The organism is Dactylosporangium sucinum, assembly GCF_014647515.1.
Lineage (GTDB): Bacteria > Actinomycetota > Actinomycetes > Mycobacteriales > Micromonosporaceae > Dactylosporangium > Dactylosporangium sucinum.
On sequence record NZ_BMPI01000081.1, the window covers coordinates 1,134 to 11,383 of the forward strand.

The window sequence follows — 10,250 nt, forward strand, 5'->3', positions numbered from 1 at the left end:
TCAGCTCCGACCCCAGTCGTGAAACAGGGCCTAGATCTCCATCTCGTCCTCGACCCGGCTCAGCTGGTGGCGGGCCAGCGCCAGGTTGGCCCGGGAGCGCAGCAGCGCCAGGTAGAGGAACAGGCCCTTGCCGGAGCGGCCGGTGACCGGACGGATCAGGTGGTACTGGTTGTTCAGCGTGATCAGGATGTCCTCGATGCCGTCCTTGAGGTTCAGCATCTCGATCGTGCGCATCTTGGCGCGGACCACGTCGGTGTTGCCGGCGGCGGCGACGGTCAGGTCGAGGTCCTTCGAGCCGCCGAGCACGCCGAGCGCCATGCCGCTGTTGTAGTCCACCAGCGCCACGCCGATCGCGCCGTCGATGGTCATCAGTTCCTTGAGCGCAGTTTCCATGTCCGCCATGGCTACCTCCGTGAGGGTTCTCGGGGAAGTTCCGGGTGTGGGGGAAGACTCGGGTGTACGTCTGGATCTGCGGTGTGCGCCACCATTGCGGGTCACCATCGCGCCGGCTCCGGCAGCGCCTGCGCGAAGGTGAGCGCGGCCGCGGCCACGATCCGCGACACCACCTGCGTGGCGCGCCGGGCCTCGTGGTGCAGCCGGCCGACGTTGGCGTCCGCGGTCGCCAACAGCACCAGGACCGCGCCGTGGCCCGCCATGTACATGGCGACGTAACCGCCGGTGCTGCGGATGAGCACCTCCTGGAAGTCGTCGTGCCCGGCGCTGTCGGCGATCCGCTGGCTGACGCCCAGGCAGGCCGCCGCGAGTGCGGCGACACCTTCGACCACGACCGCCTGCGCGTCGTCGGCGATGAGCAGGCCGTCGGTGCTGGCGACCAGGCAGCCGCTGATCTCCGGCACGACCTGGCGCAGGCGGTGCAGCTCCGCGAGGAGCTCGCCGCGCAGCTCCGCGTCGGTTGTCATCGGGGTTGTTCCTCCTCTCTGGGCCCGGTTCAGCGCAGGGACTGCAGCGCGGAGCGGATCCGTTTGAGCAGCGAGTCGTCGGGGGACCTGTCGATCGCCCCCGGCAGCACCGCGAGTGCGCTCACCCCGGCCGGGAGCTCGCGCCGGTGGTGCGCCGGTGGGTCCTCGAACGTGAACGTCCCGGGCACCCGCCTCGGCAGCTCCGGGTCCTCGGCCGGGACCGGGGGCTCCGCAACGGCCGGTGCCGGCGGTTCCGCCGCGGGCTCCGCAACGGCCGGTGCCGGCGGTTTCGCCGCGGGCACCGCCACCAGGCCGGCCGCCGCCAGCCGCCGCACGTCCAGCGTGACCGCGTAGGCCGAGCGGCCCAGCAGTCCCGCGAGGTCCTGCGGCGTCCGCCGGCCGTCGGCGTGCAGCACGATCTCCCACTGCAGGCCGGACAGCAGCACCCGGTCGAGTCCCGGCCGGAGGACGGGAACGACCGGTGCGAGGTCGGTTGCTTCTGACGGGTGCACCTCGTCGAGCATGCGCCGTTGTCGGGACACGTGGTCGCACACCTGGTCCGCCGTCACGGTGCCGTCGGCGCCGAGCCAGTGCTCGACGCCCGCGTCGAAGCGGAGGTCGGCACCCCCGGTCGACAGGACGAAGAACGCCGCGTCGTACAGCGCCTGGACGGCGCACAGCTCCAGCTCGGCCGCCGTGACGTGCCCGCCCTCGACCAGGGCCCGGGCCGGCCGCGAGGGGATGGTCTCCCAGACCCGCTCGTCGACCTTGCCGCAGGCCGTGAGCAGGCGGTCGACGCTCGGCGCGGCCGGCGACTCGACGCCGTTGACCCGGCCCTCGCGCAGGAACACCACGCCGCCGGGCTCGCCGACGACGGTGAGCGCGCCGGTGGCGCCGGTGGCGGCCAGCCGGGCGAGCGCCTGCCCGGGTGTGGTGCCCCGGGCCGGCCGGGGGTGCTTGGCGGCCAACGCGACCCCCGCGCTCACGCGAGGTCGTCGGCCAGCGAGCGGACCCGGCGGCGGGCGATCGCCAGGTTGCCCTCCGTCCGGTCGAGCCAGACGTAGAGCACCAGCCGCGAGTCGAACGCGGTCCGCACCGGCCGGATCAGGTGGTACGCGGCCGAGGTGCTGATGATGACGTCCTCGACCGTGTCGCCCGGGACCGCCGGGGCGTAGGCCGCGGTCTGCATCGCGGCGTGGATGACGCTCGCCGTGCCGAGCGCGGCGGCGGCCGGGTCGGCGTGCGGCGCGACCTGCTCCTGGCCGCCCTCCAGGCCGAGGGTCTGGCCGGTGGTGTAGTCGATGAGGCTGGCTCCGATGGCACCGCGGATGGTCATGGCACGGCGCAGGCACTCATCGATCGCAGGCACAGGCAGGTTCTCCCGTCGGGCGTCCGGGGGGCATGCGCGACGGTGGTGCCGCAGCAGCCAGAACCATGCGCAAAAGGCAAATTACCCCGCACGCCATGATCGACTACGCCGTGCGTTCGGATGCTAACGGTTGGCTGTTCGGTCTTTGAATTTTGCAATGTGCACGTTTGACCCACGCGGCGGCTGGAGAGACGCTAAAGTGCCTCGCCCCCAGCTCCAGCCCGGGTCCGGCGGCGTGGCTGCGACAGGCGACGGCGCGGCGTATGGTGGGTCCCCACGCCGACCACGGAGGTGTGCATGGGGAGCCGGTGGTATGCCCTGATCGTCGATGCGATCGACCCGGAGCGCCTCGCTCGCTGGTGGGCCGAGGTGCTCGACCAGCAGGTCGAACGCGTGTCACCGGACGAGGTCCTGGTGGGGCCGGACCGCGACGGCCATCCCCGCCTGGTCTTCCTCCGCCACGCCGAGGCGAAGCATGCGAAGAACCGGCTGCACCTCGACCTGCGCCCCGACGACCTCGACGGTGAGATCGAGCGCCTGGTCAACATGGGCGCCCGCCACGTCGACGTCGGCCAGCCGGAGGACGCCGCGTGGGTCGTGCTGGCCGACCCCGAGGGCAACGAGTTCTGCGTGCTCCGGCCGTCGAGATGACCTTCTCGAAGGTGTACCGCCTGGGCGTCGCCGCGGGCCTCGGCCTGCTGACGGTGGCCGGCGGCGCCTTCGCGCTGTACAGCGTCCGCCAGGTCCTCGTCCAGGTGGTCATCGCGCTGTTCGTGGCGGTGTCCCTCGACCCGGCGGTGCGCCTGCTGATCCGGCACGGGGTGCGCCGGTCGGTCGCGGTCGCGGCGATCCTCGTCGTCGCCGTCGGGCTGCTGGTCGCCTTCGTCTGGTCGCTGGTCCCGCCCCTCGTCGGGCAGGCGGGTGAGCTGCTGCAGAACATCCCGAAGTACCTCCAGGAGCTCCCGGAACGCTCCCGCGCCTACCGCGAGATCGCCGACCGCTACGGCTTGACCGAGCGGCTCACCGAGTTCGCCAGGGGCGTGCCGGCGAAGGTCGGCGGCGGCGCGCTCGGCGTCATCACCGGCATCTTCAGCGCGATCGTCAACGTGCTGCTCGTCGTCGTGCTCACCATCTACTTCATGGCCGACCTGCCCCGGCTGCGCCGCGGGCTGGTCCGGCTGGTGCCCCGGGCCCGCCGCCCGCGAGCCGCGCAGGCCGTGAACGTCGTCGTCGACAAGGTCGGCGGGTACATGATCGGCAACCTCATCATCTCGCTCGTCGCGGGCGTCACGGCGTTCGTCTGCCTGTTCGCCCTCGGCGTGCCCTACGCCCTGCCGCTCGCCGTGTTCGTCGCGGTCACCGACCTGATCCCGATGATCGGCGCCACCGTCGGCGCGGTGGGCTGCACGGTCGTCGCGCTCGTCACCGCCGGCGTGTGGCCGGCGGCGGTCGTCGTGGGCCTGTTCTTCCTCGCCTACCAGCAGCTGGAGAACTACCTCATCGCGCCGCGCGTGCTGCGCAACACCGTCGACCTGTCGTCGATCTCGGTGCTGCTCGCGGCGCTCGTCGGCGGCGCGATCCTGGGCGTCGTCGGCGCGCTCATGGCGATCCCGATCGTCGCCGCCGTCAAGGTGCTCATGACGCCGATGGTCGAGGCACTGAACCAGCCGCCGGAGCCCTCGGATCCGCCCCCGCCCCCACCGGTGCCGATCCCGGCGCCCCGCGATGAGGACGCCCCTGCCTGATGTGGTCGGGGCCTTCCGGCTCTCGACCCGTTCTAAGCTCGAACCGTGACGTCTGACGAACAGCGCTTTGTCGAAGAGCCGTTGAAGGACTTCACCACGACCACCGCCGACAACGGGCGCACGGCGTTCCAGCGCGACCGGGCCCGGGTGCTGCACTCGGCCGGGTTCCGGCGGCTGGCCACCAAGACCCAGGTCCACGCGGCCGGCGCCGACTCGTTCCTGCGCACCCGCCTCACCCACTCGCTGGAGGTCGCCCAGATCGGCCGGGAGATGGGCGCCCGGCTCGGCTGCGACCCCGACGTGGTCGACACCGCCGGGCTCGCCCACGACCTCGGCCACCCGCCGTTCGGGCACAACGGCGAGGACGCGCTCGACGCCGTCGCGGCCGCCTGCGGCGGGTTCGAGGGCAACGCGCAGACCCTCCGCGTGCTCACCCGCCTGGAGGCCAAGGTCGTCGCCCCCGACGGCACCTCGGCCGGGCTCAACCTCACCCGCGCCGCGCTCGACGGCGTCTCGAAGTACCCGTGGCCGCGCCGCCCGGGCACCCGCAAGTTCGGCGTGTACCCCGACGACCGCGCGGTCTTCGCCTGGCTGCGCGCCGGCGCGCCGGGCGAGGGCCGGCGCTGCCTGGAGGCCCAGGTCATGGACTGGGCCGACGACGTCGCCTACTCCGTGCACGACCTGGAGGACGGGATCCACGGCGGATACGTGCACCTCGCGCCGCTGCGGGACGACGCCGGCGAGCGGGCCGCGCTGTGCGTCGACGTCGCCGCCGCGTACTCCCACGAGACGGCCGACGATCTGGGACTGGTCCTGGTCGATCTGCTCGCCGACCCGGTCTTCGCGCCGCTCGACGACTACGACGGCAGCCACGCGGCGCAGGTCGCGCTGAAGCGGATGACGAGCGTGCTGACCGGCCGGTTCGCGGCCGCCGCCGTCGCCGCCACCCGGGCGGTCCACGGCGACGGGCCGCTGCGCCGCTACGCGGCCGACCTCGTCGTCCCGCCCCTCGTCCGCGCGCACTGCGCGCTGCTGAAAGGCATTGCCCTGCGGTACGTGATGCGCCGCCCGGGATCCGAGCGACGGTACGCCGACGAGGTCACCGTCCTGCGGGAGCTGGTGGCGGTCCTGCTCGACCGCGCCCCGGACGGCCTCGACCCCGTCTTCGCCCCGATGTGGCGGGCCGCCCCCGACGACGCGGCGCGGCTGCGGGTGGTGATCGACCAGGTGGCCAGCCTGACCGACCCGGCAGCGCTGGCATGGCACGAGCGATTGCGGAAGGCTGGTAGGCATGGCTGACGAGCGGACGTTTGTGATCGTGGGAGCGAGCCTCGCCGGGGCGAAGGCCGCCGAGACGCTGCGCGCCGAGGGGTTCACCGGTGCGGTGCTGCTCATCGGCGAGGAGACGGAGCGGCCGTACGAGCGGCCCCCGCTCTCCAAGGGCTACCTCCAGGGTTCCGAGGAGGCGCGCGAGAAGGCGTTCGTCCACCCGATGTCGTGGTATGCCGAGCACGACGTCGAGCTGCGGCTCGCGACCCGGGTCACCCACCTGGACCCGGTCGCCCACACGGTCACCCTCGACGGCGTCGACCCGGTGCGGTACGACAAGCTCCTGCTCACCACCGGCTCCCGCGTCCGCACCCTGCCGGTCCCCGGCGCCGAGCTGACCGGCGTGCGCTACCTGCGCACCGTGGACGAGTCGGACGCGCTGCTCGCCCACCTGCGCACCGCGAGCGACGTCGTCGTCGTGGGCGCCGGCTGGATCGGCCTGGAGGCGGCGGCCGCGGCCCGCAAGCACGGCGCCACCGTCACCGTGGTCGAGCAGGCGAGCCTGCCGCTCCAGCGGGTCCTCGGCGACGAGGTCGCAACGGTGTTCGCCGACCTCCATCGAGCCAATGGCGTCGATTTCCGCTTCGGTACCTCGGTGGCCTCCTTCGACGGCGACCGCACCCTGTCGTCGGTCACCCTGACCGACGGCACCGTCCTGCCCGCGGACGTCGCCGTCGTCGGCATCGGCATCCAGCCCAACACCGAGCTGGCCGTCGACGGCGGCCTGGAGGTCGACAACGGCATCCTGGTCGACGCGGGCCTGCGCACGTCGGACCCGGACATCTACGCCGCCGGCGACGTGGTGAACCTGGAGCATCCGTGGCTGGGCCGCCGCATCCGCGTCGAGCACTGGGCCAACGCGCTGAACGGCGGCAAGGCGGCCGGCAAGGCCCTGCTCGGCGAGCCGGTGGTGTTCGACCGGGTCCCGTACTTCTTCTCGGACCAGTACGACCTGGGCATGGAGTACTCGGGCTTCGCCGAACCGGGCGGCTACGACCGCGTGGTCTTCCGCGGCGACGTCGCGGCCCGCGAGTTCATCGCCTTCTGGGTCAAGGACGGCCGCGTCCTGGCCGGCATGAACGCCAACGTGTGGGACGTGACGGACGACATCCAGCAGCTGGTCCGCGCCGGCTACGCGGGCCGGCCGGTCGACCTCGCCCGCCTGGCCGACCCGGGCGTCCCGCTGGGAGACCTGCTCGCCTGACGCCCGGCTCCGGCCCCATGATCGACGGAGACTTCCGGTTGCCATGGCGACCGGAACTCTCCATCGATCATGGGCATCGGGCCGCCGCCGGCTACGGCGTGTACAACGCCGGCCTGCCGGTGCCCGCGGTCCGGTCCGGCGAACCGGGCCTCATGCCCGTGGCGGGCGTCGTCAGCTGCCTGACCGTCGTCGCCGGGCTGCCGCTCGCGCTGCGCGCCCCGCAGCTCGTCGCGGTGGCGGCGCGGGCCGCGCTCAGGGGGACACGCAGAACTCGTTCCCCTGCGGGTCGGTGAGCGTGGTCCAGGCGACCGGGCCCTGCCGCCCGGTGTGCAGGACCGTCGCGCCGCGGGCGACCAGCTTCCGCACCACGGCGTCGACGTCGTCGTCGCCGACCCGCACGTCGAGGTGCATGCGGTTCTTGGCCGACTTCTCCTCCGGCACCCACTGGAACAACACCCGTGGCCGGTCCGGGTGGCGGATCGCCGCACCGGCCTTCCAGACGAGGGCCCCGTTGTGGGTCTTCGTGTCGTCCTCGGTGGCGTGCCCCTCGCTGATCATCCGGCGGATGAACGCCTCGTCCTGGGGCTCGACCTCCCAGCCCAGGGTCTCGGCCCACCAGTCGGCGAGGTTGTGCGGGTCGGTGCTGTCCTGGGTGACCTGAAACTCGTATGCCATGCCCCCACGCTAGAACCAATCGCGGACAGATCCGGTCCGCAATGGCTGGCAGAATCGGGTCCATGCTCGACACGTCGGCCCGCCTGCTGCGCCTGCTGTCGATCCTGCAGGGCCGGGCGGAGTGGTCCGGCGCCGAGCTGGCCCAGCGGCTCCAGGTCACGCCGCGGACGCTGCGGCGCGACGTCACGCGGCTGCGCGAGCTCGGGTACCCGGTCGAGGCCAGCCCGGGCGTCGCCGGCGGCTACCGGCTAGGCGCCGGCTCGGTCCTGCCGCCGCTGCTGCTCGACGACGACGAGGCGGTCGCCGTGGTGCTGAGCCTGCGCACCGCGACCAGCATGACGGGCGTCGCCGAGACGTCGCTGCGCGCGCTGGCCAAGCTGGAGCGCATCCTGCCGGCCCGGCTGCGCGAGCGGGCGGCCGCGCTGCGCCAGGCCACGGTGCCGCTCGGCGGCCCGGACCCCACGGTCGACCCCGGGATGCTGGCCGTGATCGCGGAGGCGTGCCACAGCCGGCACCGGCTCACGTTCGAGTACCGCCGCCGCGACGGTTCCCGCAGCGTCCGCGACGTCGAGCCGCACCGCCTGGTGCACGCGGGCCGCCGGTGGTATCTCGTCGCCTACTCCGGCGACGACTGGCGCACGTTCCGCGCCGACCGCATCACCGGGATGCCGGCGCCGGGCCCCCGATGCCCGCCCCGCGACCCGCCCGACGCCGCCGCGTTCGTCGCCGACGCCATCACCACGTCGGTGTACCGCCACCGCGCCCGCGTCGTCATCGAGGCCCCCGCCGACGTGGTCGCCGAGCTGGTGCCCGCCACCACCGCGGTGGTCGAGGCCCTGGACCGCGACCGCTGCCTGCTGACCGCGGGCGCCGACTCCCTGTCGTTCCTGGCCGCCCGCCTGGCGTTGCTGGGCCACGACTTCACGGTGCTGGAACCGGGCGAGCTGATCGAGGAACTGGGCCTCCTCGCCGGCCGGCTGCAGCAGGCGTACCGCACGTCGTCGGCGCCACGGCCCTGATCGTCGTCCGGCCGCGCGTGGCCGGCTGACCGTCCGGTCCGTGCACGCCCGGCAGCGGACCGGGTGATGCGGGGGCGGGTCAGTAGGAGCCCGGAGTGACCAGGCCCGTCTCGTAGGCCAGGACGATGGCCTGGGCCCGGTCGCGCAACGACAGCTTCGACAGGATCCGCGCCACGTGGGTCTTCACCGTGGCGTCGCTCAGGTGGAGGCGCTCCGCCAGCTCCGCGTTGCTCAAGCCGCGGGCCAGCAGGCGGAGCACCTCCAGCTCGCGCGGCGTGAGCGGGGACAGGTCGCGGTGGACCGTTGCCGGCTCGTGGGTCGCGTAGCGTTCGATCAGGCGGCGGGTGATCGCCGGGGCCAGCAGCGCGTCGCCCGCGCGGACCAGCCGCACCGCCGCCACCAGGTGCTCCGGGCTCACGTCCTTCAGCAGGAAGCCGCTCGCGCCCGCGGACAGCGCCGCGTAGACGTAGCGGTCCAGGTCGAACGTCGTCAGGATGATGACCCGCGGTGGCAGTTCCGGAGGGGCCGACAGGATGCGGCGGGTCGCCTCCAGGCCGTCCATCTCGGGCATCCGCACGTCCATCAGGACCACGTCCGGGGCCGTGCGGTGGACCGCCTCGACGGCCTCGGCGCCGTTCGCGGCCTCGGCGACGACCGAGATGCCGTCCGCCGTCAGGATCATCCGGAAGCCCGTGCGCACCAGGGCCTGGTCGTCGGCGATGACGACCCGGGGCGCGGCGGTCACGGGGCCTCCAGCGGGATCTCGGCGAGGACCCGGAAGCCGCCCGTCGGGCGTGGGCCTGCCGTCAACGTACCGCCGTAGACCGCGAGCCGTTCGCGCAGGCCCGCCAGCCCGCGGCCGCTGCCGCGGGTGCCCGCCGGCGTGCCGCCCGTGTCGGTGACCTCGATGCGCAGCACACCGCCGGCGGCCGCCGTCACCGAGACCGTCGCCGACGAGCCGGCGGCGTGGCGCATCGTGTTGGTCAGGGCCTCCTGGACGACCCGGTACGCGGCCAGGGCGACGCCCGGCGGCAGGTCGGGGACCGGCGCCAGGTCCAGGGTCACCGGGACGCCCGTCGACCGTACCCGGTCGACGAGCGCGGGCAGGCCGGCCAGGTCGGGCTGGGGCGCCAGGTCCAGGCCGTCGTCGTCGACCGTCAGCAGGCCGATCACCTGGCGCAGCTCGGTCATCGCGGCCCGGCCGCCCGCCTCGACCGCGAGCAGCGCCTCCTTCGCCAGGGAAGGGTCCGTGTCGAGGACCTTGCGGGCCGCGCCGGCCTGCACGACCATCACGCTCACGTTGTGGCTGACCACGTCGTGCAGCTCGCGGGCCAGCCGGGCCCGCTCCAGGTCGGTGGCGACGCGGGCCGCCTCGTGGGCGCGCTGGCGCCAGACGTGGATCGCGTTGGCGGCCAGGCCGACCGAGGAGAGCAGCACGAACGTCACCACGCCCGACGGCAGGGAGGGCAGCGTGGTGCTGTTGCCGGTGATCACCAGGACGCCGGCCACGACCACGCTGACCAGGGCGAGGTTGCGGTAGCGGCTGAACATCGGGGCACTGTACGCGGCCACGACGGAGGCGACGACGGTCCAGGTCGGGTCGCCGCCGTTCTGGTAGACGCGCATCGCGGCCACCGCGATGATCCAGAACGACGCGAGCGGGAAGCGGCGGCGGGTCGCCAGCGGCAGCGCCGAGGCCGCGGCCACGAGGAACAACCGCCAGTCGTGCGACTCGACGGGCGGATCGAGCGGTCCGAAGGGCACGGGTGGCATCTGCGGGTCCGGCGGGAACAGGTCGACCGGGAGCGGCTCGTGCGTCTGCTCCGCCACGCCGTTGACGGCGCCGATCGTGAGCAGCACCGCGAGGATGACGTCCGCCGCCCACGCCCAGCCGCTGAGCCGCGGCGGCTCGCCGGTCGTCCGCCGCAGCCAGGCGATCACGGCCAGGCGCCGCCGCCGGATCGCTTCCATCGCACCAGTGTGGCAAGC

The 10,250-nt window shown here is 73.5% G+C and carries 13 protein-coding genes; 6 read left to right on the forward strand and 7 right to left on the reverse strand.

Translation table 11 applies throughout. The features are described 5' to 3' along the window. Window positions 1-30 precede the first annotated feature (30 nt). The 4 genes from IEZ31_RS47795 to IEZ31_RS47810 all read right to left on the reverse strand — a co-directional run bounded on the left by IEZ31_RS47795 (window position 31) and on the right by IEZ31_RS47810 (window position 2,289). Window positions 31-402, reverse strand: a complete 372-nt coding sequence (locus tag IEZ31_RS47795; protein ID WP_190256783.1) for a hypothetical protein — start codon at window positions 400-402, stop codon at window positions 31-33. 92 nt (window positions 403-494) lie between these two features. Next, entirely contained in the window at window positions 495-920 is a 426-nt protein-coding gene (locus tag IEZ31_RS47800; protein ID WP_190256784.1) for a roadblock/LC7 domain-containing protein, read from the reverse strand. 29 nt (window positions 921-949) lie between these two features. Further along, window positions 950-1,906 (reverse strand): ADAM 12 protein, encoded by a 957-nt coding sequence (locus IEZ31_RS47805; RefSeq protein WP_190256785.1) that lies wholly within the window; start codon window positions 1,904-1,906, stop codon window positions 950-952. Continuing rightward, the gene (locus IEZ31_RS47810; RefSeq protein ID WP_190256786.1) at window positions 1,903-2,289 is read right to left on the reverse strand and encodes a hypothetical protein; all 387 of its coding nucleotides are present in this window, start codon (window positions 2,287-2,289) and stop codon (window positions 1,903-1,905) included. Before IEZ31_RS47810 ends, IEZ31_RS47805 begins: the two co-directional genes overlap by 4 nt. A 297-nt stretch (window positions 2,290-2,586) precedes the next feature. On the opposite strand from IEZ31_RS47810, the gene IEZ31_RS47815 reads away from it, so the two are divergent. From IEZ31_RS47815 to IEZ31_RS47835, 5 genes are read left to right on the forward strand one after another with little or no spacing between them, the layout of a single operon-like run. Continuing rightward, window positions 2,587-2,940: a VOC family protein gene (locus tag IEZ31_RS47815; RefSeq protein WP_190256787.1), complete on the forward strand. Its 354-nt coding sequence runs from the start codon at window positions 2,587-2,589 to the stop codon at window positions 2,938-2,940. Next, complete coding sequence (locus IEZ31_RS47820) at window positions 2,937-4,034, forward strand: AI-2E family transporter (RefSeq protein ID WP_190256788.1); 1,098 nt, start codon at window positions 2,937-2,939, stop codon at window positions 4,032-4,034. The genes IEZ31_RS47815 and IEZ31_RS47820 overlap by 4 nt, the downstream gene beginning before the upstream one ends. Window positions 4,035-4,079: 45 nt before the next feature. Next, the gene (locus IEZ31_RS47825) at window positions 4,080-5,333 is read left to right on the forward strand and encodes a deoxyguanosinetriphosphate triphosphohydrolase (protein ID WP_190256789.1); all 1,254 of its coding nucleotides are present in this window, start codon (window positions 4,080-4,082) and stop codon (window positions 5,331-5,333) included. Beyond that, window positions 5,326-6,567, forward strand: a complete 1,242-nt coding sequence (locus tag IEZ31_RS47830) for an NAD(P)/FAD-dependent oxidoreductase (protein WP_190256790.1) — start codon at window positions 5,326-5,328, stop codon at window positions 6,565-6,567. Before IEZ31_RS47825 ends, IEZ31_RS47830 begins: the two co-directional genes overlap by 8 nt. Before the next feature lie 38 nt (window positions 6,568-6,605). Then, window positions 6,606-6,860 (forward strand): hypothetical protein, encoded by a 255-nt coding sequence (locus tag IEZ31_RS47835; protein ID WP_190256791.1) that lies wholly within the window; start codon window positions 6,606-6,608, stop codon window positions 6,858-6,860. On the opposite strand, the gene IEZ31_RS47840 is transcribed toward IEZ31_RS47835, so the two are convergent. Continuing rightward, window positions 6,820-7,242: a VOC family protein gene (locus tag IEZ31_RS47840; protein WP_190256792.1), complete on the reverse strand. Its 423-nt coding sequence runs from the start codon at window positions 7,240-7,242 to the stop codon at window positions 6,820-6,822. The two genes, IEZ31_RS47835 and IEZ31_RS47840, sit on opposite strands and share 41 nt — an antisense overlap. 62 nt (window positions 7,243-7,304) lie before the next feature. On the opposite strand from IEZ31_RS47840, the gene IEZ31_RS47845 reads away from it, so the two are divergent. Then, the gene (locus IEZ31_RS47845) at window positions 7,305-8,261 is read left to right on the forward strand and encodes a helix-turn-helix transcriptional regulator (protein WP_190256793.1); all 957 of its coding nucleotides are present in this window, start codon (window positions 7,305-7,307) and stop codon (window positions 8,259-8,261) included. A 79-nt stretch (window positions 8,262-8,340) separates the two neighbouring features. On the opposite strand, the gene IEZ31_RS47850 is transcribed toward IEZ31_RS47845, so the two are convergent. Then, window positions 8,341-9,006 carry a response regulator gene (locus tag IEZ31_RS47850; RefSeq protein ID WP_190256794.1) on the reverse strand — a complete coding sequence of 222 codons (666 nt, stop codon included), beginning with the start codon at window positions 9,004-9,006 and terminating at the stop codon, window positions 8,341-8,343. Beyond that, the gene (locus IEZ31_RS47855) at window positions 9,003-10,232 is read right to left on the reverse strand and encodes a sensor histidine kinase (RefSeq protein WP_190256795.1); all 1,230 of its coding nucleotides are present in this window, start codon (window positions 10,230-10,232) and stop codon (window positions 9,003-9,005) included. Before IEZ31_RS47855 ends, IEZ31_RS47850 begins: the two co-directional genes overlap by 4 nt. Between the last annotated feature and the right edge of the window lie 18 nt (window positions 10,233-10,250).

Coding starts and splice junctions, on each gene's coding strand:
- IEZ31_RS47795 (WP_190256783.1), bottom strand. CDS start 402: ATGGCGGACATGGAAACTGCGCTCAAGGAACTGATGACCATCGACGGC.
- IEZ31_RS47800 (WP_190256784.1), bottom strand. CDS start 920: ATGACAACCGACGCGGAGCTGCGCGGCGAGCTCCTCGCGGAGCTGCAC.
- IEZ31_RS47815 (WP_190256787.1), top strand. CDS start 2,587: ATGGGGAGCCGGTGGTATGCCCTGATCGTCGATGCGATCGACCCGGAG.
- IEZ31_RS47820 (WP_190256788.1), top strand. CDS start 2,937: ATGACCTTCTCGAAGGTGTACCGCCTGGGCGTCGCCGCGGGCCTCGGC.
- IEZ31_RS47830 (WP_190256790.1), top strand. CDS start 5,326: ATGGCTGACGAGCGGACGTTTGTGATCGTGGGAGCGAGCCTCGCCGGG.
- IEZ31_RS47840 (WP_190256792.1), bottom strand. CDS start 7,242: ATGGCATACGAGTTTCAGGTCACCCAGGACAGCACCGACCCGCACAAC.
- IEZ31_RS47845 (WP_190256793.1), top strand. CDS start 7,305: ATGCTCGACACGTCGGCCCGCCTGCTGCGCCTGCTGTCGATCCTGCAG.
- IEZ31_RS47855 (WP_190256795.1), bottom strand. CDS start 10,232: ATGGAAGCGATCCGGCGGCGGCGCCTGGCCGTGATCGCCTGGCTGCGG.